Here is a 23,569-nt window from a genome sequence, read left to right as displayed (position 1 = left end):
GATCGCGATCGGCTCCACTGTCTCGTTCACGCCATGACCTCCGGCTCGGCCGAATCGCTGATGTGCAGGCGCAGTTCGCTCACGTACCGGCGGCCCGCGGCGTCGGGCAGCCACGCCTGCCCGAGCGCCGGCAGCAGCTCCGACACGGTCACCGCCACGTCGTCGCCGCCGGCCCGCCGGGCGGCGCGCAGCAGCAGGCAGAGCCGGTTGGCGTAGAGCGGGCTGGTCAGGTCCACGTAGGTGGGCTTCAGTTCGGTGGCCACCCGGACGAAGACCCGTTCCGGCAGGCCCAGCGTGGCCCGCCAGCGGCGTACCGCGAGGTAGCGCCGCGCCTGGTCGACGGCGTCGGCCAGGCCGGTCGCCCCGACAGTGGTGCGCCAGGTCTCCCGGGCCAGCACCAGCCGGTCGACTGTCACCCGGGGGCTGTGCGGGCGGTCGGTCATCAGCTTGAACGCGTCACCGGCGTGCACCGCGATCAGGTCGGAGAACACCTCCACCAGCGGCCAGCGTGTGCCGTCCGGGCCGGTCGCCACCAGGACGCCGTCCACCTCGGACACGATCGCCGCGTTCGCCGGCACGAGCCGGTCGCGCGGCGCGCCGGGCGCGTCGGCGAACGCGAGCCGGTGGTCGTCCGGCCCGTGCAGGGACGCGGACAGCCGCCCGCCGACGCGGGGGAAGTCGACCGGGTAGAGCGGGCGCAGCCGTCCCGGGCCCAGGTCGGCCGCGTACGCGCGCCGCAGCCGGTCCACGTCGGGGTGACAGTGGGTGAACAGCTCGGCGTTGAACGTGGCGTACGCGGCGTGCAGCTCGCCGAGCACCGCCCCGAACTCGCCGGCGGCCAGCGCCTCGGGTGACTCGGCGAACAGTTGCAGGTCGGGGCTGTGCACCCGGCCCGCGCTCCAGCCGGGGCGGGTCGCCGGGAACCGGTCGGCCACCAGGGGCGCCAGCTCGGCCGCGCCGAACTCCACCCGGGCCGTTCCCTCGGGCAGTCCGGCCAGTCCGAGCACCCGGTCCCAGCGGGCGGCGAACTCGGCCGCGACCCGGTCCACCGGCCGGTCGCCGGGCCCGAACAGCGGCCCCTGCGCGACGAACCACAGGTCGCCGAGCCGGACCGGTCCGTCGCCGCTGAGGTCGTCGTACAGGTCGCGCAGCGCGTCGCCGTACGCGGTGGCCAGTTCGGCGGTGAGCCAGCGTGCCGCCCGCAGCGGCAGGTCCAGCGCCGGGGCCAGGGAGTCGAGCAGGCCGCCGCCGACCGTGAGGTCCACGTCGCGTGCGGTCTCCTCGTGGCACAGCGCCCGCCCGGCGTAGTTCTGCCCGGCCCGGCGGCGCGGCGGCAGCCCGGTGAGCGCGGTGAACTCGGCGTCCAGCGCGGACAGCGCGCCGATGAGCGCGGCCGGGTCACCGGCGGCGTCGGCGACCCGGGTGCGGGCGGCGGCCAGCCGGTCCAGCCCGTCCAGCGCCCGCGTGCGGCACTCCCGGTCACCGATCGCCGCGATCCGCTCCCGCAGGTGGTCCTGCGCGGCGAAGCCCTGCGGCAGGTCGAAGTCCCAGCGCAGCAGCCCTCGCTCGACGAGCTGCGCGAGCAGCAGGAACCCCTCCTCGGCGCGGCGTACGCCGGTCTGCCCGTCACGCACCAGATCGTCGACGACCTCCCGGGCCGGGCGGGTGCCGTCGCACCGGCACAGCGCGATCGACTCGCTCAGCGACACCGGTTCCGGGCGCTGGGCGGGCCGGTGCACGACCCGGCCCTCCAGGTGGACGTGCGGCGCCCGGACCGGTGCCAGCCACTGCCGGACCTGCGGGTCGGCGGCCAGCCGGTCCGCGTACGCGGCGAGCGCCCAGTGTTCGAGGTGGACGGCGCGGTGACGGAGCAGCCCGGGGCCGGGCACGGCGGTGACGCCGGGCGCACCCGGTGCCACGGTGCCCCAGCACACCGGCCCGAAGAAGCCGATGGTCTCGCACTTGGCGACGTAGCGCTGCCAGTACCCGGCGACGACGTTCTCCCGGCCCCGGCGGCGGACGTTGCGGGGTGCGTCCGGGCCGTCGCGGAGCAGCCCGTCCAGCGCCACCAGCGCCTCCGGGTTCTGCCAGGCGACGGCCTCGCGGAACAGCGGGTCGGCGGCGATCCCGCACAGCGCCGCCGACGACGCCCGGACGGCGGTGGCGTACGCGGTGGTGAACGCCGTCTCGTCCAGGTCACCGTTCAGGTGCCGGTCGGCGGCGTCGGCGCAGTCCGGCGCGGCGAACCGGTCCAGTCCGTCGGCGGGGAACCCGGCGCTGCGCAGCAGCACGTCCCGCCACACCGACCAGCCGGTGTCGCCGAGGGGGACCAGGTACGTCACCGCGGCTCCTCCTCCACCACCGGGCGGCGCTGGGCCCGCTGGCGGCGCAGCGCGCCCCGGCGTGCCGCGCGTTCCACCGCCTCGTCCTCGGCGTCCTCGCCGGACGACGCCGCACCGAGGCTGTCCAGGTGCGCGGCGAGCGCGCGGACGGTCGGGTGGTGGAACAGGTCCACGACCCGCAGGTTCGTGCCGAGCAGCCGGTTGAGCTGCCGTTGCACGACCGCGACCGCGAGCGAGCCGCCGCCGACGTCGAAGAAGCTGTCAGTCGCGGCCACCTCCGGTACGCCGAGCACGTCGCACCAGACCGCGGCGATCCGCCGCTCGGTGGCGGTGGCCGGGCGGGCGGCGGGCACCCCGGCGCGGCCTCCGGTCCGGTTCACCCGGGCGGCCCGGGGCACGCCGTCGGCCGTTCCGGCCGGGACGGCGGTCCAGGCGGGCAGCTCGGCCACCGGCCGCTCCGGGTCGGCGGCGCCGGCCCGCAGCAACCGCTCGACGTCGGCGAGCACGTCGCTGATCAGCGTCTCGCCGTAGACGTCCGGGTTGAAGACGATCTCCACGCGCAGCCGCCCGTCCCGGGTGATGCCGTAGAGCGTGAGGTCGAACGGTGAGCCGGGCGCGGGCACCGGCACCGGTTCGGCGGCCGGCCCGGCCAGGTCCAGCCGGGGCTCGTCGAACGTGTACATGTTGAACAGCACCTGCACCAGTGGGCTGCGGTCGAGCAGGCCGCCCAGCCCGAGGCCGCCGACGATGCGTTCGACAGGTGCCTCCGGGTGGGCGAGCGCGGCGAGCAGTTCCTCCCAGGCGGCGCGGACGTGCGCGGCGAACCCGGCCCCGGGCGTCTGCCGCAGCCGCAGCGGCGCGATCTCGATGAAGAAGCCGACCATCGCCTCGAAGTCGGCGGCCCGCCGGTCCACAGTGGGGGTGCCCACCACCAGGTCGGGTAGGCCGGTGCGCCGGGCCAGCACCAGCGCGAACGCGGCGAGCACGGCGGCGGCGGGGGTCGCACCGAGCCCGGCGGCGAGGTCGGTGAGCGCGGCGGTGGCGGCCCGGTCCAGCCGGGTACGCACAGTCGCGCTGGTGTACGTCTGTTCGGCCGGCCGGTCCCGTCCCCCGGGGAGTCGCAGCACCACAGGCGCCCCGGTCAGGTGGTCCAGCCACCAGTCCAGGTCGGCGGCGGCGCGGCGCCGGGCACGGTCGGCGCGCCAGGCCACGTAGTCGCCGTACGTGGCGGGCAGCGGCGGCAGCGGCGGCCCGTCCCCGAGCGCGGCCCGGTACGCGGCGGCCAGGTCGGCGTAGAACAGCGACTGGGACCAGCCGTCGAACACGGCGTGGTGGGCGTAGACGGCCAGCACGTGCTCGTCGTCGCCGGTGCGGATCAGTTCGGCCCGCCACAGCGTGTCGGTGGCGAGCGCGAACGGCGTGGCGGCGCTCGCCGCGAGGTGGCCGGCGAGGTCCGTGCCCGGGGCGAGGTCACGTACCGGCAGCGGCACCGGTGTGGACGGGTCGGCGACCGCGTACGGCACGCCGTCACGCTCCGGGATGCGCCAGCGCAGGATCTGCTGGCGGTCCGCGACGGCGGTGAGCGCCGTGGCGAGCGCCGCCACGTCGAGCGGGCCGGTGATCCGTTCGGCGAACGCGACGTTGTACGCCGACGCGGCGGCCGGGAAGTAGCGGTCGAGGAACCACAGCCGCTGCTGCGCCGGGGACAGCGCCGGTGGCCGTCCCCGGACGGCGGCGGCGTCGGCCGGGCCGGTTCCGGCGGCGGCGTCGGCGCGGGCGGCGATGCCGCGTGGCGTCCGCCCCACCAGCACGTCCTCGATGGCGAGGTCGCGGCCCAGCCGCTCGCGCAGGTCGGCGACCAGCCGCATCGCGGTGATCGAGTGCCCGCCCTGGTGGAAGAAGTCGTCGTCGCGGCCGACAGTGGGCACGTCCAGCAGCGCCGCCCACGCCTGCGCGACGAGGCGTTCGGTGCCGGTGGCGGGCGGCTCGCCGGACGGCACGGGAGCCGGTCCGGCGACGTCGAGCTCGGCCAGCCGCTCGGTGTCGATCTTGCCGTTGATGGTGATGGGCAGCGCGGGCATCGTCTGCATCCGGGCCGGTACGGCGGCGGGCGGCAGCAGCCGGGCGCAGTAGTCGCGCAGCTCGGCGGTGTCGAGGCCGGTGGCCACGTACGCGACGAGTTCCTGACCGCCGGCGCCGGCGCGGACCTGGACGCTGGCCAGGTCGACGTCCGGGTGGCGGCGCAACACGGCCTCGACCTCGCCCAGCTCGATCCGCTGCCCGCGGATCTTCACCTGCCGGTCGGCCCGGCCGAGGAACTCCAGGCTCCCGTCCGGCAGCCACCGGGCCAGGTCGCCGGTGCGGTAGAGCCGCTCCCCCGGCCGGCCGGAGAACGGGTCCGGGAGGAACCGCTCCGCAGTACGGGCGGCGTCGAACAGGTATCCGCGGCCGAGCCCGGGACCACCGGCGAGCACCTCGCCGATCTCCCCCGGGCCGACCTCGCGCAGCTCGTCGTCGACCAGGTGGATGCGGTGGTTGGCGGCGGGCCGGCCGATCGGGATGGGCCGCGTCCAGTCGCCGCTGCCCTCGAACCAGGTCACCAGCACCGTCGCCTCGGTCGGGCCGTACACGCTGATGAAGCGGCGCCCACCCGCGGTCCAGCGGCCGACCTGTTCCGGGCCGGTGGCCTCGCCGCCGGTGATGACCAGCCGTACGCCGGGAAGCCGGTCCGGGTCCAGCAGCGGCAGGATCGGCGGCGGCAACACCACCACGTCGACTGCCTGCTCGGCGCAGATCCGGTAGAGCCGGGTCGGGTCGGCCCGCTCGGCGTCACCGGCGAGCACGACTGTGCCCCCGGCGGCGAGCGGGGCGAGCATGTCGACCACCGACGCGTCGAACCCGATCGAGGCGAACGCCAGGCACCGGGTCGCCGTGTCGAACCCGGAGAACCCCGCGATCGAGGTGACCTTCTCGGTCAGCGCCCGGTGCTCGATCACCGCGCCCTTGGGCTGCCCGGTCGACCCGGACGTGAACATCGCGTACGCCGTGGTGGCGAGCGTCGCCGGGGTCGGCTGCCAGGGCGCGGTGGCGGCGGGGACGTCCAGCACGGTGCGGCCGGTGAACGTCTCGGCGGCGGGCGTACCCACGACGACGCGCAGCCGGGCCTCGGCGGCCAGCTCCCGCAACCGCCCGGGCGGCAGCGCCGGGTCGAGCGGGACGTACCCGGCGCCGGCCGCCTGCACGCCGAGCAGCGCGACCACCAGGTCCGGGCGGCGGTCCACGCAGACGCCGACGAGGTCGTCCGCGCCGATGCCGTGGTCCCGCAGCGACGCGGCCAGCGCGGCGGCCCGGCCGACCAGGTCGGCGCAGCTGAGCGTCAGGTCGCCCTGCACCACGGCCGGCGCGCCGGGACGCCGCCGGGCGTGCGCCGCGACCAGGTCGGGCAGGCACACCTCGGGGTAGGGCAGCTCGGGGCCGACCCGCTGGTCGCGCTGATCGTCGCCGGCGGTCATCGTCGTGCCTCGATCCAGTGCCGGGTCCGCCGGAACGGGTAGCCGGGCAGCGGCACCCGCCGGCCCGGCGGCACGGGCAGGCCGGCACCGGCACGCCAGGCGCGGACTGCCTCGTCGCCGTCGACCGGGTCGCCGGCCGCGAGCGCGGTCAACCCGGCCACCGCCTCCCCGGCGTCGGCGCAGGCGACCGCGTCCCGGTACGCCAGCCGCCGCCGTCCCACCGCGAGCGTGTGCGCCACGTCGGCCACCGCCAGGTCGCCGTCGGCCAGCCGGACGGCCAGCCGCCGGGCCAGTTCCCGCAGCGCCGCCGGGCTGCCCGCGGACAGCCCCAGCACCACCGGGCCGGGTGCCCCGGCATCCGGCGCGTCCGTCGCGGGCGCGGGTTCGACGAGTACGTGCGCGTTGGTGCCGCCGAGACCGAACGAGCTGACACCCGCGCGCCGCTCCCCGGCCCACGGCCGGGTCTGCGCGTCCACCTCGGCGCCCGCGGCGGCCAGGTCGATGTCGTCGTGCGCGGCGGTGAAGTGCGCGGTACCCGGCACCTGCCCGGCGTGGACCACGTACACGGCCTTGATCAGGGAGATCACGCCCGCCGCGGCGTCCAGGTTGCCGAGGTTGCCCTTCACCGAGCCGAGCAGCAGCGGTGCGCGGGCGCCCCGGCGTACCCGGGCCAGCGCGTCCACCTCGATCGCGTCGCCCACCGGCGTGCCGGTGCCGTGCCCCTCCAGGTAGCCCACGTCGGCCGCGTCCCAGCCGACCGACGCCAGCGCCTCCGCCATCACCGCCGCCTGGCCGGACACGCCCGGCACTGTGAAGCCGGGCCGGTCGGCGCCGTCGTTGTTCACCGCCCACCCGGCGAGCACGGCGTACACGTGGTCGCCGTCGGCGCGGGCGTCGGCGAGCCGCTTCAGCACCAGCGCCCCGGCGCCGTTGCCGAACACCTGCCCGGTGGCGGCGGCGTCGTACGGGCGGCACACCCCGTCGGCGGCCAGCAGCCCGCCCGGCCGCAGCCGGTACCCGGCCTGCCGGGTGGAGACCACCGCCGCGCCGCCCGCTATCGCCACGTCGCAGCGGTAGTCCAGCAGGCTCTGCCCGGCCTGGCACACCGCGACGAGCGAGGTCGAGCAGGCGGACTGGACCGCCACGGCCGGGCCGGACAGCCCCAGCGCGAACGCGGTGCGCGTCGGCAGGTAGTCGCAGCCGGACCCGGTCAGCGCGTCGTCCCAGTCCTCGGCGAGCGTGCCCGCCGCCGGTGCCAGCGCGGGGTTGCCCAGCAGGTGGTGGTGCAGATAGCGATTGGGTGCGCATCCGGCGAACACGCCGATCTGGGCCGGGTCGCGGTCCGGGTCGATCCCGGCGTCCTCCAGGGCGTGCCAGGCGACCTCCAGGAACAGCCGGTGCTGCGGGTCGAGCAGCGCCGCCGCCGCGGCGGGACAGCCGAACAGGTCCGCGTCGAAACCCTCCAGGTCGTCGAGCCGGCCGAACGCCGGTACCCAGTCCGGTCCGCCCGGCACGCCCTCGCCGGCCGGGGTCCGGCGCACCGAGTCCACCCCGGACAGCAGGTTGCGCCACAGCGCCGGCGCGTCGTCCGCGCCGGGTACCCGGCAGGACAGGCCCACCACCGCGATCCGGTCGTCCTCGCTCACGCCCGTCCCTCCCCGCCGCCGGCGGCCCGCGCGGCGGCGCGGCGGGCCATCCGGCGTCCGACCGCGGTCAGCCGGCCGTCCTCCGGTACGCCCGAAGCGTCCCCGGCCGTCTCCAGGTACGCGGCCAGCGCCGCCACCGTCGGGAACTCCACCAGCCGGGCCAGCGGCACCCGGCGGCCGAGGTGTTCCTCCAGGTACCCCTGCACCAGGGCGAGCTGGAGCGAGTGCCCGCCCGCCTCGAAGAAGTTCACCAGGCGGTCCACAGTGGGTAGTCCGAGCACCGTGCACCAGCCCGCGGCGATGGTCTGCTCGACCGGCCCGGCCGGCGGTCCCCCGGCATCCGGGCGTCCGGCGGCCGGCTGCCCCGCGTGCGGCCCTCCGACGTCCGGGCGGCCGGCGTCCGGGTCGGGCAGGGCGGCCTGGTCGAGCTTGCCGGTCGGGCCGATCGGCAGCTCCGGCACCGCCACCACCGCCCGGGGCACCATGAAGTCCGGCAGCACACCGGCCAGCCGTTCCCGCAGCACTCCCGGCTCGACGTGCGTCCCGGCGGCGCCGACCACGTACGCGACGATCTCCTGCTCGCCCGCGCCGGACGCGCCCCGCCGCGCCACCACCGCCGCGTGGGCCACCCTCGGCAGCGCCGCCAGGCAGGCCTCGATCTCGCCCAGCTCCACCCGGTAGCCGCGGATCTTCACCATCCGGTCGCCGCGGCCCAGGTAGACGAGCATGCCGTCGGGCAGCCGCCGCGCGATGTCACCGGTCCGGTACGCGCGCACCCCGTCCTGCTCGGTGAACCGGGCCGCGGTCAGCTCCGGCAGGCCCAGATATCCGAGCGCGACGTGCGGGGTGCGCACGACCACCTCGCCGGTGAGGCAGGCCGGGCGTCCGGCCGGGTCGGTCAGCACCACCTCGACGCCCGGCAACGGATGCCCGATCGGCACGACTGCGCGCCCCGGGTCGGCGTCCGGCGGCAGGTGGTGCTGCGCGGCGAAGCTGATCTCGGTGGTGCCGTACCCGTTGACGAACACCACGCCCGGCGCGAACGACCGCCGGGCCAGCGTCACGTCGTGCCGGGTGACCTCCTCGCCGCCGAGGACGACCGCGCGGACCGACGGCAGCCGCCCGTGCCCGCCGAGGCTCGCCACCACGTACCGGAAGACGGTCGGGGTGGAGTGGTAGACGGTGACGCCCCGGTCGGCGAGCGCGCCGGTGAGGTGGCCGAGGCCGTGCGTGCGGACGTCGACCGGGACGGCGGCGGCGCCGGACAGCAGCGCGCTGAACGTGTCGGTGACAGCCATGTCGTAGCCGAACGAGGTGAGCACGCTCGTGCGGTCGTCCGGCCGGACGGCGAAGTTGCGCACGTGGTTGCGGACGCCGAACAGCACGTTGCGGTGGCTCTGCACCACGCCCTTCGGCTTCCCGGTGGACCCGGAGGTGTAGAGCACGTACGCCGGGTCGTCCGGGCGCGCGGGCCCGGACGGCACCGGCACGCCGGGTTCGCCCCGGCGCAACGACACGACACGCAGCTCCAGCCCGGCGTCGGCCGCGAGCGCGGCGGCCCGCCCTTCGTGGCCGGGGTCCGCGACGATCGCCCGGACGCCTGCGTCGCGCAGCATCGCGGCCAGGCGGGCCGCCGGGTACGCCGGGTCCAGCGGCACGTACGGCGACCCCGACGCCAGCGCCGCCAGGATGCCGGTGATCGTGGCGACGCCGTGGCGGCACAGCACCGCCACCGGCGCCGTGACGTCACCCGTCCCGGCCAGCGCTTCGGCGGTCGCGGCGACTGCCGCCCCGAGTTCCCGGTAGGTCACAGTCGCGTCGTCGGCGAGCACCGCCGGCCGTTCCGGGTACGCCCGCACCGCCGCGGCGAGCGCGGCCGGGATGGTGTCGCCGCGGACCCGATCGGCCTCGGTGCCGTCGCCGCCGTGCAGCCGCCAGAGGTCCGGCGCCGGACGCCGCTCGTAGCTGGCCGACGGCAGGACCCCCGCCGAGGAGGCGTTCGGATCCAGCGTGGACAGGAACTCGGCCAGGTCGGCGCGGAGGTCGTCGGCGTACGCGGCGGGCAGCCCGGACACGGTGACGCCGGCCAGGTCGGGGCTCACCTCGACGGTGGCGTCGACCGGTTGGTCCGGCGGCGCCGGGCACAGCGAGCGGCACAACTCCCGGATCGGCGCGTCGGCGGTCAGGTCGAGCGTCACCGGGTCGTCGCCGTGCCGCAGCGTCACCACAGGGGATCCGGTGTACCGGCGTACCACCAGGGCCGTGGCGGTGAGGACGACGGCGGCCGGGTCGACGCCCGCGGCCTGCGCCCGGGCGGCGAGCCGCGGCGGCGGGCCGAGCGGCTGCGGGGACGGGCTCACCGCTGGTCCAGGACGGCGGCGACCACGTCGGCGAGCGTGGACACCTCGGCGTCGGGCTCGGCGATCCGGAAGTCGTCGCAGTAGCTGCCGGTGCCGTGCACCACGATCTCGTACCCGGCCGGCACCAGGCCCCGGTCGACGGCGTTGCAGACGCCGGTCAGCGCCATCAGGATCGACCACTCCCGCAGCCGGGCCGGGTCCTCGGGCAGCGTCAGGCCGGCGTCGGCGAGCCACTGCCGGGCGACCGGGTAGCGCCGGACGCACTCGCGCCGCGACACCACGATGCCGTCGCCGCCGTGCCGCCGCACGAGCGCGTTCATGGCCGGGGAGGTCACCGGCCGGTGGGTGTAGAACGTCGGGTCGAGCACCTCGGCCGGGTCGTCGGTGACGGCCGGGAAGCGCAGGTCGGCGTCCTGCGTCCAGACGCCCCGGCTCTCGTCGAGCGTGTACGCCGGGCAGTGGTCCCGCTCGAACGAGCCGTGGCGCAGGCTGAGCACCATGTCCGGCGTGCCGAGATGCTGCACGAGCAGGAAACCGGGGCGGTCGGCCGGGTCGGCGTCGCCGGCCGCCTCCAGCACGTCACGACCCAGGTTGTAGCCGAGCAGGCCGAACGCGCTGGACACGGCGTGCGCGTGCCAGCGGGAACCGGTGGCCGGCGACACGTCGGCCTCGAACGCGGCCCGGGCGGCGTCGGCGACCAGGTAGTTGCGCAGGTCGAGGGTGTACCAGAGGGTGACGCCGTGCTTGTCGTACGCGGTGGCGGCGTACTCGTCGACGAACGCGCGGCCGAGCGCCTTCACGCCCTCCGGATCCGCGCCGGTGTACCGCAGCAGCGGGTTGACCGCACGGGTCGCGGGATCGGCGGCGAGCGCGTCGTGGCGGAACTTGTGCCGGGTCGCCGCCGGGGCCAGCACCACGATGGACAGCTGCTCCGGGGTCACCAGCCCGGCCGCGTACGCGCGCGCCACCGAGTCGCGCAGCGCCACGCCCTTGTTGCCGGAGGTCGGGGTGACGATGCACAGCCGCTCGCCGGTACGCCGGATGTGCTCCACCGCGCGGGCGACGATCACCATCGAGGCGAACGTCTTCGTGGTCCGGGTGCCCGGGTTGGCGGTCAGGTCGAGCATCGTCAGGTCGTGCCCGCCGTAGTGGCCCAGCGGGGACCAGCTGACCGTGGCGGCGGCGTAGAACTCGCGTACCGCGGGGGTCAGCTCGGGCAGGTCGAAGCCGGGCGCGAAGCCGGGCGTGCCGGGCGCGTCGCCGGGGACCGCGCCGCACCGGCGCACCGCCGACGCGATGACGTCGTAGTAGTCGGTGATCATGTTGCGGGTGGCCGGGGTGGTCACTGTCATCGGGCTTCCTCCAACACACTCCGGGCCGGCGCCGGCGGCACCGTTCGCAAATGGTCACGCAGGGCGGTGAACCGGCAGGCGATCTCGGGCAGCTCGCTCGCGTGCCAGCCGCCGGCCAGGTCCGGCCGGTACGCCGCCAGCGCCGCCCGGGCGCGCTCCGGGTAGCGGACGTGGCCGCCGCCGACCTCGACGCCGTCGCGGCGCCCGGCGGCGGTGTTCCAGGCGACCGCCTGCGCCACCGGCAGCTCGGCCGGCAGCCGCAGCTCGGTCCGGCCGCCGGTGAGCCGGACCGGATAGCCGCCCGGCAGTCCCAGCGGGCCGGGCAGGCTCGCCGTCACCTCCTCGCCGGCGGCGAGCGCCGCCACCAGCGCGGCCCCGGCGTGCCCGGCGAGCGCGTTCAGCTCCGGCCGGGGCAGCGCGCGGTACCCGGCGAGCAGCCCGGTGACATCAGGGACGGGCCGGCCGTCCAGCCAGGCGCGTACCTCGGCGGTGTCCTCGTCGTCCGGGCCGGGCGCGGCGAGGTGGGCGTGGTGGCCGAGCACCGCCAGCCGGCGCTGGCCGGGACGGCCGAGCGCGGCGTCCAGGCACGCGGCGAGCGTCGCCACGTTGCCGATGCCGCAGCGCACCGGCAGGTCCAGCGCGGCGAGCAGCGGGTTGACCGCGTCCGGGAACGCGCCGTTGACGAGCGTGGCGCCGGGCACGCCGCCGGCCAGCGCGACGGCCAGCCGGGACACCAGTTCGGCCTGCAACGCCAGCGTCACCCCGAAGCCGGCCGCGGCGATCAGGTCCGTCCAGGCCGACGGCGCCACCACCCGCTCGTACGGCGACTGCGCGGACGCGGCGCAGACCAGCACGTCGGGCCGGAGCCGGGCCATCGAGGCGGCGTCGGCGGCGTACCCCTCCCCCGGGTCGGCGCCGGGTTCGGCGGTGAACGGCCGGGCGGTGACGGCGACGGGGGTTCCGGCGACTGTGGCGCGCACCCGCGCGGCGCGGGCGAGCGCGTGGGCCGCGTCCGGGTCGCGGGCCAGGACCGTCACGCGCAGCGGCGCCGGGGTGGGCGTCGCGGCCAGGGCGTGGCACAGCGAGCGGGCCAGCCGGCCGGCGCCCACCACGACGACGTGCCGCGCGTCAGCGGACCGGGCTGACATCGCGTCCCGCCTCCGTGACCCGGTCGACCCAGTCGGCGAACGACCCGGCGCGCAGACAGCTCGCCGGGGACACCTCCAGCCCGGCCATCTCCCGTACCCGCAGCGCCATCCGCAGCGCGGTCAGCGAGTGCCCGCCGAGCGCGACGAACGTGTCGTCGTCGTGCACCGCGTCGACGCCGAGCGTGGCCCGCCACGCCTCGCGCAACCGGTCGGTGAGGGCGCCGCCGCCGGGTTCCGCCGCAGGGCCGGTGGGCCGGGGCGGTGGCGGTGGCAGCTCCAGCCGCGCGACCTTGCCGTTGGGCAGGCGGGGCAGCCGGTCGACCAGGACGATCTGGTCCGGGCGCATCGCGGGCGGCAGCGCCGAGGCCAGGTAGCCCTGGAGCAGCCCGGTGGTCAGCAGGTGGTCGGCGGGCTCGTCCCGGGGCGTCGCCGCGGGCGGCGGGTCCTGCGGCCGTACGGCGTAGACGTAGCTGACGTCGGCGTCCGCGCCGACGTTCCAGTCGCCGATGTCGTGCACCTCGAACCCGGCAGCGCACAGCAGCTCGCGCACCCGCGGCGTGGTCACGCTGCTGCGCTCGACCTCCAGGCAGACCTGGCGGATGCGGGGCCAGTGCTCGGGGCGCAGCCCGCGCAGCACGCTCAGCTCGGCACCCTCGGTGTTGATCTTCAGCAGGTCGACGCGGTCCAGCCCGAAGCGGTCCAGCAGGTCCGACAGCGTCACAGTCGGCACCACGTGCGCCACCGGGGCGAGGCGGCGGCGGGCGTCCGCCAGGAGCGCTGCCTGTTCGGTCTCGTCGGCGTCGCCGCCGCCGTGGCGGTAGTGCGACCGGACCAGGTCGGAGGCGGCGCCGGCCCGGTCGGCGCCGAGGCCGGACAGGTAGCTCAGCTCGGGGAACGAGGTCAGCTCGGCGGTGCCCGCCGCGTCGGTCACGGCGGCCTCGACGACCGACGCGGACCCGGCGTAGAGGCCGAGGTTGGCGCGCAGGTACGGCAGTGTGTCCGGGTTCGGTTCGACCGCCACCAGCCGCACGTCGCGCGCCTGCCGGGACGCCCAGAGCGAGAACAGCCCGATGTTGGCGCCGACGTCGAGGACCACGGCGCCGTCGCCGACGCGGACGCCGAAACGGGCGTACTCGGCCTGGTCGAAGATCTGCCGGTAGAGGAAGACCGCCTCGTCCGGCGACGCCGCGGTGACCGCCATGCCGTTCGGCAGCGGGAACCGCGGCAGCCCGCCGGCCGCCGGGGCCTGCCGGGGCTGCGGCACGACGTACCCGACCAGGCGTGGGCCGTCCTCGGCGTCGGGGACTGTCACCACCACCGCGTCGTGCACGGCCGGATGCTCGCGCAGCACGGCTGCCACCTCGCCCGGCTCCACCCGGACCCCCCGGATCTTGACCTGGTCGTCGGCCCGGCCGCGGAACTCCAGGAAGCCCTGCGGCGCGATCCGCACCAGGTCACCGGTGCGGTAGAGCCGCGCGCCCGGCCGCGCCGGGTCGGGTCGGAAGCGCTCCGCAGTCCGCTCGGCGTCGCGCAGGTAGCCCAGCCCGACCGCGACCCCGCCGATCCACAGCTCGCCGGTCCCGCCCTCGGGCACCGGGCGCAGGTCGTCGTCGAGCACGTGGGCGGTGACGCCGTCGATGATCCGGCCGATCGGGGCGATGCTGCCCGCGTACGGCTCGGCGCAGTCCCAGTAGGACACGTTGATCGAGGTCTCGCTCGGGCCGTACCCGTTGAACAGCCCGCACGGCAGCAGCTCGCGCAACCGCCGGACCAGCCGCATGTCCAGCGCCTCGCCGCCGCACAGCACCCGCCGCAGCGTGACGCAGCCGGCGAACTCCGGCTCGTCGAGCACGTGCCGCAGCATGGTCGGTACGAAGTGCGCGGTGGTGACCGCCTCCCGCTGGATCAGCCGGACCAGCCCGAGGCTGTCGAACTGGAGGCCCGGCACGGCGACGACCACGGCGCCGCCCGCGATCAGCGGCGAGAGGATCTCGTGCACCGACGCGTCGAACCCGATCGACGCCTTGTGCAGCACCCGGTCGTCGGCGGTGAATCCGAACCGGTCGTGGCCCCAGGCCAGCCGGTTGACCAGCCCGGCGTGGTGCAGCACGACACCCTTCGGCCGGCCGGTGGAGCCGGAGGTGAACAGCACCAGCGCGGCGTGCTCACCCGGCGGCAGCCAGCCGGTGCGATCGGTCAGGTCGGCCGTCGACCCGGCCCGCGCGGTACGCACGTCCCGCCACCCGGTGGACGCGGGCGCGGCGACGGCGGGCGGACGGTCGGCGTACAGGACGAGCCGGGGCGCGGCCGCCGCGAGCATCTGCTCGGCCCGGCCGGAGGGCAGCTCGGGGTCGATCGGGACCGCCACCGCGCCCACCGCGAGCGTCGCCAGCAACGACGTGACGTAGTCGGCGGACCGGTGCAGGTACAGGCCCACCAGGTCACCCGGCCGCACGCGGGCGCGGCGCAGCAGGTCGGCCGTCGCACCGACCCGCTCCCACAACGCGGTGTAGCCCAGCTCGCCGTCCGGGCCGACGATCGCGGGCCGGTCGCCGTCGGCGCCGGCGGGCCGGTGCACCAGGTCGGTCAGGTAGCGCGGACCGGTCAGGTAGCGCGGGCCGGTCACGGCGCTACCTGCGTCCTCGTCGCGACCGCGACGATCGCCATCCGGGGCACCTCGGCCACGAACTGCCCGTCGGCCCGGTAGACCAGCGGACGGGCCGGCACGTCGTCGCGGCCGATCCCGGCCAGGTAGCCGGTGTGGTCGAAGTGGCGGGTCAGGAGCTGCCACACCTCGTCGTCGGTGAGCGTCGCGAAGTAGTCGCGCACGCCGTACATGTCGCCGACGTAGTCGCGCATGCCCGCGGAGGCGGACTCGGCGCTGTCGGCGCGCACGATCAGCGGGTCGTACAGGTCGACGACGCGTACCGGCAGCCCGGCCGCGGTGAACAGGCCGGTCAGCTCGGCGCGGCTGAAGTGCCGGTAGTCGTGGCCGCCGGCGGCGTGCGGGTGCACCACCTCGCCGAAGAACCCGGCCATCGGGCTGGACTCGTCGAAGTCGTGCAGCACGATCCGGCCGCCGGGGCGGACCACCCGGGCCGCCTCCGCCACCGCCTGCGGCCGCCGGGCCGCCGGGATGTGGTGCGTGCCGTACGCCAGCAGCACCGCGTCCACGCCGGCGTCGCGCAGGAACAGGAAGTGCGCGGCCTGGCGGACGGCGGGCAGGCCGTGGGCCAGTGCCTTGTCGACCATGTGGCCGGACAGGTCGCCGGTGATGAACGCGAGTTTGGACTCGAAGCAGGCGGACTGGCTGCTCGCGGCGCGGGCCACAGTGCCGTCGCCGCCGAGCACGTCGAGGATGAGCGTGACCGGGGCGGCGGCGTCCGGGGTGGCGAGGTCGAGCAGCCGCCGCATGCCGGTCCAGCGGACGAGCGTGTCCCGCTGCGCCCGGCGGTAGGAATCGCCCCGGCCGGTGGAGTCGGTGTCGAACTCGCTGACCGTGCCGGCCAGTTCCGCGAGGGCCGCGTCCGCGCCGGGGCGGCCGAAGTCGAGCAGCTCGCGCAGTTGCGGGTGGAGGGTCGCCACGGTGTGCAGGTAATCGCGCAGGACCAGGGACGGAAGGTACGGCCGGCTCATGAACACCTCGGCGCACGCGACAGTATGCCGCCTCGTCAGCGACGTCCCTTCGGCGAACGGATGGCGAACTTTAACACCGCTTCTCGGCCGTTCACCAGGTCGAATACCGGACATTGTGGAAGGTCCGGTACGGGTACGAGTCCTTACCCGTTCTTTGTCGCCTATTCCGCCACAGGGGTGTGACTGGCGACGATGTGTCGCATTAGGTCGATGATTTCCGGCAGATGGTCGGTAAGGAAGAAATGCCCGCCGGGAAACACGTGGCATCGCGGTTCGGTGACACATTCCCGGGCCCACCCCGCGGCCCGGTCCCGGTCCACGTGCTCGTCCCCGTCGCCGAGCAGCACGTGCACCGGCACCTCCAGCGGCGGCTCCGGACGGTAGGCGTACCGCTCGGACAGCGCGAAGTCGGCGCGTACCCCGGGCAGGATCAGCTCCATCAGGTCGCGGTCGGCCAGCAGCGCGGCCGGCGTGGCCCCGAAGTCGCGCAGCGCCTCGATCAGACCGGCGTCGTCGAGGTCGTGCACGCGCCGCCGCACCAGCCGGGTCTGCGGCGCCTCCGCGCCGCCGACCAGCAACGCCAGCGGCGCGGGCGCGCCCCGGCGGCGCAGCTCCCGCGTCACCTCGAACGCCACGAGCGCCCCCAGGCTGTGGCCGAACAGCAGGAACGGCCCGGACGCCCGCTCGACGACGGCTGTCGCCAGCGCGTCCACCAGCTCCGCGAGGTCGTCCACGGGTGGCTCGTGCAGCCGGGCGCCCCGGCCCGGCATCAGCGCGACCTGCACCGACAGCTCCGGCGCGGCCAGTTCCTGCCACTGCGCGAAGGAGGCGGCGACGCCGCCGGCGTACGGGAAGACGAACACCTGGGCGTCGCCGGTCGAGGACCCGGCCGGCCCGAACCAGCGGCTCGCACTCACCTGGGACATGGCCAGGAGCATAGGGCCGGAACACTCCCGGCTCGGCGGACGGGCCTGTGTGGACAGCCGGCCGCCTGGCACACTACCGGGATGCGGCGGGGGGTCTGGTCGGTGCTGGCGATGCTCGTCGCGGCCGGGCTCGGCGCATCGGTCGCCTGGCTGCCGAACGCCACCGACCGGCAGCTCACCCTGCTGCAGTCGGTCCTCGCCGTCCTGGCGGCCGGCGGCCCGATCCTGGGCTGGCTGTGGCGGCGCAACCACCGGGGCGCACGCCGCCCCGGCCCCGAGGCGCAGCGGGCGGCCGACGAGCTGGCCGCCGCCGTCCTCGCGCAGTGGAGCCGCGCGGCGACCGAGCGCGGGCTGTGGGCGCCGGTTCCGATCCGGGTCCACTGGCGGTGGTCGGACCGGCCGGTCACCGGGCCGGTGGACGCCGCCGCGACCGAGGGCGACCTGGTCCGGTTCCCGCCCCTGCCGGCCGTCCCGCCGGTGCGGGCGGCCGACCTCGCCCACGGCGACCTGCACGACCTGTTCCGGGTGTACGCGGGCCTGGGCTCCGGCCGCCTGCTGCTGCTCGGCCGGCCCGGGGCGGGCAAGTCGGCAGCGGTCGTCCTGCTGCTGATCGACGCGCTGGAGCACCGGCAGCGCCTGCCGGAGCAGGAACGCGCACGGGTACCCGTGCCGGTGCTGCTGACCGTGTCCGGCTGGGATCCGCGCCGGCAACCGGTCGCCGACTGGCTGGCCGCCCGGCTGGCCGCCGATCACGATGTCCTCGGCGGGCTCGAACCGGCCCGCCGGCTCGTCACGGGTGGGCACGTGGCGCTCTTCCTGGACGGGCTGGACGAACTGCCGCCGGACCTGCGACCGGTCGCCCTGCGCGCGCTCGACGTCCAGACCACGTTCCGGCTGGTGGTGACGACCCGCAGCCGCGAGCTGGTGGAGGCGGTGGCCGCCGCCCGGCACCTCTCCGGCGCCGCCGCCCTGGAGCTGGAACCGCTGACCGGCGCGGACATCGCCGCGTACGTCACCCGGAGCCGGACCCAGCCGCTGCCGCCGGGGTGGCAGCGGCTGGTGGACGAGGTGCGCGACCGGCCTGAGAGTCCCGTCGCGCAGGCGCTGCGCAGCCCGCTGATGCTGAGCCTGTTCCGGGACACGGTGACCACCGACGACGATGCCGCGGAGCTGCTCGACAGCTACCACAGCCGGGAGGCGGTGGAGGACGCCCTGCTCGACCGGGTGCTTCCCGCGGCGTACGCCGTCCAGCCCGGCGTGCCGGAGCCGCGCTACACGGCCGCGCAGGCGGCGCGCTGGCTCGGTCACCTCGCCCACCTGATGAACCGGGCGGGCAGCCGCGATCTGGTGTGGTGGCACCTGGCGTCGTTCACCTCCTGGGACCTGTACGCGGTCACGACGGTGCTCGTCACCGGTCTCGGCGCCGGACTGAGCGCGGGGTTGCTCGCCGGGCCGGCGTTCGGCGTCCTGGCCGGGCTGGCGTTCGGGCTGGTGCTCACGTTCACCGCCAAGCTGTCCCGGGACGTGCTGATCGGCCGGCGTCCGCTGCGGCTCCGCCGGATCAGATGGAGCCGGGTCGTCAGCCGTCAGCGGATGGAGAGCGTGCTCGGCGCCGGGCTCACCGGTGCGTTGTTCCTGGGCTTCTTCGGGCTCCTCGTCGCCGCGTGCGCCGATGTCACAGGCATCGGGTCCGGCCGGGCCTTCCCGGTCTTCCTCGCCTTCACCGCGACCGGTTTTCTCGGTTGCCTCTCCCTGGGCCTGTACCTGGCGATGGCCGGCTCGGCGGGCGAGGACGACCCGGTGTCGTCGCGGCTGTCCTGGCGGCGGGACCTGTGGTCCGCGGTGGGCGGCGGCCTCTGGCTCGGGTCCGTGCTCGGTGTCCTGGGTGGCCTGGTGGGGCGGCTCGCCGGGTCGGCAGAAGGTGGCATCGCCTGTGGCATCGTCGGCGGCTTCCTGCTCGGCGTGACGTCCTCGCAGACCTGGCGCGCCCTGCTCGTCATGGTCGAGCTGCGCCGTACCGGGGTGGCGCCGCTGCGGCTGCTCCGGTTCCTCGACGACGCGCACCGCCGGTCGGTGCTGCGCACGGTGGGGCCGGTCTACCAGTTCCGGCACGCCCGTCTGCAGGACCGCCTGGCGACCACCGCCGGTGCTACGGTGGACCGGAGTGATCCAGTGGCGATCAGGCAGGCAGGGAGACCAGACATGGCGGGTGACGACGACATCTCCGGGTGAGACCGGACATGTGACCGACCGCAGGCGAGCGCCGTGGTCGTGTCGTCGTACCCCGAGACCGTGTCCCCCGCCGGGCGGCTGAGGTCCGCCCGCCCTCATCTTCGAGGTCGTCTTCCCGATGTCCGATTCCTTCGTCGTCTGCTCGAACCTGACCTTCTCCTGGCCGGACGACACCCCGGTCTTCCAGAACCTCTCCTTCACCCTCGGCGGCGGCCGGACCGGACTGGTCGCGCCGAACGGCGCCGGCAAGAGCACGCTGCTCAAGCTGATCGCCGGCGAGTACCGCCCGGCCGCCGGGTCGGTGACCGTCGACGGCGTGCTGGGCTACCTCCCGCAGAGCCTGCCGCTGGCCGCCGACCTCACCGTGGCCGAGGTCCTGGAGATCGCACCGCTGATCGCGGCGCTGCATGCCATCGAGGCCGGCGACGCCGACGAGAGGCACTTCACCACCATCGGCGCCGACTGGGACATCGAGGAGCGCACGCGCGCGCAACTCGACCGGCTCGGCCTCGGCGACCTCGCCTTCGACAGGCGCCTGGGCACGCTCAGCGGTGGGCAGGTGGTCTCCCTCGGCCTGGCGGCGCAACTGCTCAAGCAGCCCGACGTGCTGCTGCTGGACGAGCCGACGAACAACCTCGACCTGGGCGCCCGGCACCGGCTCTACGACGTGCTGGAACAGTGGCACGGCTGTCTGCTGCTGGTCAGTCACGACCGGGCTCTGCTGGACCGGATGGACCGCATCGCCGAACTCGACCGCGGTGAGATGCGCTTCCACGGCGGCGACTTCACCTCGTACGAGGCGGCCGTGCGGGCCGCGCAGGAGGTGGCGGAGAAGAACGTCCGCAGCGCCGAACAGGACCTCAAGCGGGAGAAGCGGGAGTTGCAGGAGGCCCGCGAACGGGCGGCCCGGCGAGCCGGCAACGCCGCCCGGAACCTGAAGAACGCGGGTCTGGCGAGGATCGTCGCCGGCGGCTTGAAGCGGGACGCGCAGGTGGCGGCGGGCAAGGCGAACGAGATGCACTCCGGGCGGGTCGACGACGCCCGGGCACGGCTGGACGAGGCCGAGCGGGCGCTGCGCAACGAGAAGACGATCACGGTGGAGCTGCCCGCCACCACCGTCCCGGCCGGACGCACGCTGCTGACCGCCGAACGGGTCCGGGTCCGGCACGGTGAGCGGTCGCTGTTCGCCGCCGACGGTGTCGACCTGACGATCCGCGGTCCGGAGCGGATCGCCCTGCTCGGCGACAACGGCGCGGGCAAGTCCACGCTGCTGCGCCTGATCGACGGCGATCTGGAGCCGGAGAGCGGCCGGATCACCCGCGCGGACGGCCGGATCGCGTACCTGTCGCAGCGGCTGGACCTGCTGGACCTGGACCGTACCGTGGCGGAGAACCTGGCCGCGTTCGCGCCGCAGGCCCCTGACGCGCAACGGATGAACCTGCTCGCCCGCTTCCTGTTCCGCGGCCCGCGCGCGCACCTTCCGGTCGGGGTGCTCTCCGGCGGGGAGCGGCTGCGCGCCACGCTCGCGTGCGTGCTTGGCGCCGAACCGGCCCCGCAGCTCCTGCTGCTCGACGAGCCGACGAACAACCTCGACCTGGTCAGCGTCGGGCAGTTGGAGAGCGCGCTGCACGCCTACCGGGGCGCGCTGCTGGTGGTCAGCCACGACGAGCGGTTCCTCGCCGCGATCGACGTCGGCCGCTGGCTGCGCCTGGCGGACGGTCGCCTGGTGGAGACCGGTCCCCCGGACGCCGGCTGACCGGCCCGGTCAGGCCGCCGGCAGGCGGACCACGAACCGGCACCCGCCGGTCACGTTGTGCGCGTGCACCCGCCCGCCGTGCGCCTCGACCAGTCCGCGCACGATCGCCAGACCCAGCCCGCCGCCGGCCGGTGCCGCCTCGTCGGCGCCGGCCGGTGCGGGGGTACGGGCCCGGGTGCCCCGGAACGCCACGTCGAACACCCGGGGCAGGTCCGCCTCCGGAATGCCGCCGCAGGTGTCGGAGACGGCGAGCCACGCGTCGGCGTCGTCCCGTCCGGCGTCGATGCGAACAGTGCCGTCCGGTGGCGTGTACCGCACCGAGTTGACCAGCAGGTTCGTCACGACGCGGGCGAGTTCGGCCTCGGCGGCCCGGACGGTCGGCCAGCCGGTCTCCGGGGCGAGCACCCGGACCCGCCGGTCGGCGGCCAGCGGCGCGGTGGCGGCGATCGCGTCGGAGACCACGTCGCCGAGCGGCACCGGGGACAGCGCGGGCCGCAGCGCTCCGGCGGTGATCCGGGACAGCTCGAACAGGTCGTCGACCAGGCGCGTCATCCGGTCCGTCTCGACCCGGATCCGGCGGTGGTACTCGGCCACCGCCGCCGGCTCGTCGACCACCCGGTCCTCCAGCGCCTCCGCCATCGCCCGCAGCCCGGCCAGCGGCGTACGCAGGTCGTGGGAGACCCACGCGACCAGCTCGCGGCGGCCCGCCTCCAGCTGCCGTTCCCGCTGCCGGGCCTGGTCGGCCCAGACCGCCGCCTGGGCGAGGCGGCGGGCGAACGCCACCCCGACGGCCAGGCTGAGCGCCGCGGACGCGGCGACCGTGACGAGGACGACCTGGAGGTCGTGCGCGGACAGGAACATGGCCTGGGCGACGGCCGTGACGCCCGCCGTCACCGAGGCGATGGTGACCGCGAGCAGCACCGCGATGTGCGCGAGGATCGACCGGTGGCGCACCAGCCGCAGCGCGCCGACGCCGAGCGCGCCGACCGCAGCGCCGGCGAGCAGGGCGTAGAGCCCGATGACCATCAGTTCGTTCACCGGGACGCCGCCGACGGCTCGTACCGGTAACCGACGCCCCACACTGTGACGATGCGGCGCGGCTGCGCCGGGTGGTCCTCGATCTTCTCCCGCAGCCGCCGGACGTGGACGGTGACTGTGGACTGGTCGCCGAACCGCCAGCCCCACACGCGGTCCAGCAGCTCGGCCCGCGACCAGGCGCGTCCCGGGTTCGCGAGCAGAAACGCGAGCAGGTCGAACTCCCGTACGGTCAGCGACAGCGGCTGCCCGCCGCGCTCGGCGACGCGCCGGTCGGTGTCCGCGGTGAGGTCGCCGTCGCGCAGCACCCCTGTCGGTCCCCGGTCCTGCGGGGCCGCGCGCCGCAGCACCGACCGGATGCGCAGCACAAGTTCACGGGGCGAGAACGGCTTGGTCACGTAGTCGTCCGCGCCGACCTCCAGCCCGGCGACCCGGTCGGCCTCGTCCCCGAGCGCGGTGAGCATGACGACGGGCAGGCCGGGCAGCCGGCGCCGCAGCCGCCGGCACACCTCGATGCCGTCGAGACCCGGCATCATCAGGTCGAGGACCACCAGGTCGGGCGGCTCCTCCTCGGCCGCGGCGAGCGCGTCCGGCCCGTCGAAGGACAACCGGACCCGGCAGCCGTCCTGTTCGAGGTAGCGCCGGACGACGTCGCTCACCGTCCGGTCGTCGTCGACGACGAGCACGTAGCGCCCCATGGGCCAGACGCTACCCATCGGCGTCCCGGTGCGGCGGCCCGCGGTCGACCCGTAAGCGGACGGAAAGATCTTTCCGCCGGCTACGCGCCTACCGTCGGAGCATGGGCAGAAGACGTGTGGTGTCGTCGGTGCTGGCCGTCGTGGCCGTCACCGGCCTCGGGGTGAGCCTGTACCTGTTCCAGCCGTGGCGGCTGGTGACCGACCGCGAGGTACGCGAGACGCTGCCCACTGTGGCGGAGCCGTCACCGGCGCCGGCCGGCACGACCGGCTCGTCGCCGACCGGCGCGGCCCCCGCCGACGTGGTGCTCGCCGCCGGTGACTTCGTCACCCACGAGCACGCCACGTCCGGCCGGGCGCAGCTCGTCCGTCTCGCCGACGGCCGCCGCCAGCTGCTCCTGCGCGGACTGGACACCTCCGACGGGCCGGACCTGCGGGTGTGGCTCACCGACCGGAAGGTGCTGCCCGGCCGGGCCGGCTGGCAGGTGTTCGACGACGGCCGCTGGGTCGAGCTGGGCCGGCTCAAGGGCAACATCGGCGACCAGGCGTACGACATCCCGGCGTCGGTGGACCTGGACGGTCTGCGCAGCGTGTCGATCTGGTGCAAGCGGTTCGCGGTGTCGTTCGGCGCGGCGCCGCTTGCCGCTGTGACGGGATCGGCGCCGGCCTGACGCCTGTGCCGCCGGCCTCGGACGCTGGTCTACGCTGCGGGAAGCGCTGGTTCACCCGGTCGGCGACGGCCGGGTGTCGTAAGAGGGAACCCGGTGGGAATCCGGGACTGCCCCGCAGCGGTGAGTGGGAACGACAGCCGTCAACAGCACTGGGCCACCGGCCTGGGAAGCGACGGCCAGTAGGCGACCTCGTGTCACGCCCGCGAGTCCGAAGACCTGCCCGCGTCGCGCGTACCACCGGTGCGCGCCGCCGTCGAC

14 protein-coding genes and 1 riboswitch are annotated in these 23,569 nt (G+C 75.7%); of the genes, 3 read left to right on the top strand and 11 right to left on the bottom strand.

Going from position 1 to position 23,569, the window contains the following annotated elements:
• Positions 1–26: 26 nt before the first annotated feature.
• The 9 genes from ABD52_RS08935 to ABD52_RS08895 all read right to left on the bottom strand — a co-directional run bounded on the left by ABD52_RS08935 (position 27) and on the right by ABD52_RS08895 (position 16,922).
• Positions 27–2,342, bottom strand: a complete 2,316-nt coding sequence (locus tag ABD52_RS08935; protein WP_047891499.1) for a lantibiotic dehydratase — start codon at positions 2,340–2,342, stop codon at positions 27–29.
• Positions 2,339–5,854: a non-ribosomal peptide synthetase gene (locus ABD52_RS08930; protein ID WP_047891498.1), complete on the bottom strand. Its 3,516-nt coding sequence runs from the start codon at positions 5,852–5,854 to the stop codon at positions 2,339–2,341. The genes ABD52_RS08935 and ABD52_RS08930 overlap by 4 nt, the downstream gene beginning before the upstream one ends.
• A complete protein-coding gene (locus ABD52_RS08925; RefSeq protein WP_047891497.1) occupies positions 5,851–7,500 on the bottom strand; it encodes a polyketide synthase in 1,650 nt (549 codons plus the stop codon). The genes ABD52_RS08930 and ABD52_RS08925 overlap by 4 nt, the downstream gene beginning before the upstream one ends.
• Positions 7,497–9,860 (bottom strand): non-ribosomal peptide synthetase, encoded by a 2,364-nt coding sequence (locus tag ABD52_RS08920; protein WP_047891496.1) that lies wholly within the window; start codon positions 9,858–9,860, stop codon positions 7,497–7,499. The genes ABD52_RS08925 and ABD52_RS08920 overlap by 4 nt, the downstream gene beginning before the upstream one ends.
• Positions 9,857–11,212, bottom strand: a complete 1,356-nt coding sequence (locus tag ABD52_RS08915; RefSeq protein WP_047891495.1) for a DUF6002 family protein — start codon at positions 11,210–11,212, stop codon at positions 9,857–9,859. Before ABD52_RS08915 ends, ABD52_RS08920 begins: the two co-directional genes overlap by 4 nt.
• Positions 11,209–12,360 (bottom strand): hypothetical protein, encoded by a 1,152-nt coding sequence (locus ABD52_RS08910; RefSeq protein WP_047891494.1) that lies wholly within the window; start codon positions 12,358–12,360, stop codon positions 11,209–11,211. The genes ABD52_RS08915 and ABD52_RS08910 overlap by 4 nt, the downstream gene beginning before the upstream one ends.
• A complete protein-coding gene (locus ABD52_RS08905) occupies positions 12,341–14,986 on the bottom strand; it encodes an amino acid adenylation domain-containing protein (protein ID WP_235437411.1) in 2,646 nt (881 codons plus the stop codon). The genes ABD52_RS08910 and ABD52_RS08905 overlap by 20 nt, the downstream gene beginning before the upstream one ends.
• A complete protein-coding gene (locus ABD52_RS08900; protein WP_047891523.1) occupies positions 14,983–15,996 on the bottom strand; it encodes a class I SAM-dependent methyltransferase in 1,014 nt (337 codons plus the stop codon). Before ABD52_RS08900 ends, ABD52_RS08905 begins: the two co-directional genes overlap by 4 nt.
• A gap of 161 nt (positions 15,997–16,157) precedes the next feature.
• Positions 16,158–16,922: a thioesterase II family protein gene (locus ABD52_RS08895; RefSeq protein ID WP_235437410.1), complete on the bottom strand. Its 765-nt coding sequence runs from the start codon at positions 16,920–16,922 to the stop codon at positions 16,158–16,160.
• An 81-nt stretch (positions 16,923–17,003) separates the two neighbouring features.
• On the opposite strand from ABD52_RS08895, the gene ABD52_RS40145 reads away from it, so the two are divergent.
• Positions 17,004–19,154, top strand: a complete 2,151-nt coding sequence (locus tag ABD52_RS40145) for a hypothetical protein (protein WP_047891492.1) — start codon at positions 17,004–17,006, stop codon at positions 19,152–19,154.
• A 118-nt stretch (positions 19,155–19,272) separates the two neighbouring features.
• The gene (locus ABD52_RS08885) at positions 19,273–20,910 is read left to right on the top strand and encodes an ABC-F family ATP-binding cassette domain-containing protein (protein ID WP_041784318.1); all 1,638 of its coding nucleotides are present in this window, start codon (positions 19,273–19,275) and stop codon (positions 20,908–20,910) included.
• Between the two features lie 9 nt (positions 20,911–20,919).
• Here ABD52_RS08885 and ABD52_RS08880 read toward each other — a convergent pair whose 3' ends face one another.
• Positions 20,920–21,936, bottom strand: coding sequence for a sensor histidine kinase KdpD (locus ABD52_RS08880; protein WP_200905176.1), 1,017 nt, complete (start codon positions 21,934–21,936; stop codon positions 20,920–20,922).
• A gap of 8 nt (positions 21,937–21,944) precedes the next feature.
• Positions 21,945–22,643: a response regulator transcription factor gene (locus ABD52_RS08875; RefSeq protein ID WP_047891490.1), complete on the bottom strand. Its 699-nt coding sequence runs from the start codon at positions 22,641–22,643 to the stop codon at positions 21,945–21,947.
• Positions 22,644–22,744: 101 nt separating this feature from the next.
• Between ABD52_RS08875 and ABD52_RS08870 the strand changes: the two genes are divergently transcribed.
• Positions 22,745–23,311: a DM13 domain-containing protein gene (locus ABD52_RS08870; protein WP_047891489.1), complete on the top strand. Its 567-nt coding sequence runs from the start codon at positions 22,745–22,747 to the stop codon at positions 23,309–23,311.
• A gap of 30 nt (positions 23,312–23,341) precedes the next feature.
• A riboswitch (cobalamin riboswitch) is annotated at positions 23,342–23,550 on the top strand.
• Positions 23,551–23,569: the final 19 nt, after the last annotated feature.

The organism is Micromonospora sp. RV43, from assembly GCF_001029515.1.
GTDB classification, from domain to species: domain Bacteria; phylum Actinomycetota; class Actinomycetes; order Mycobacteriales; family Micromonosporaceae; genus Micromonospora; species Micromonospora aurantiaca.
The sequence above is the reverse complement of the archived record's forward strand: the minus strand, read 5'-3'. Positions and strand labels throughout refer to the sequence as shown.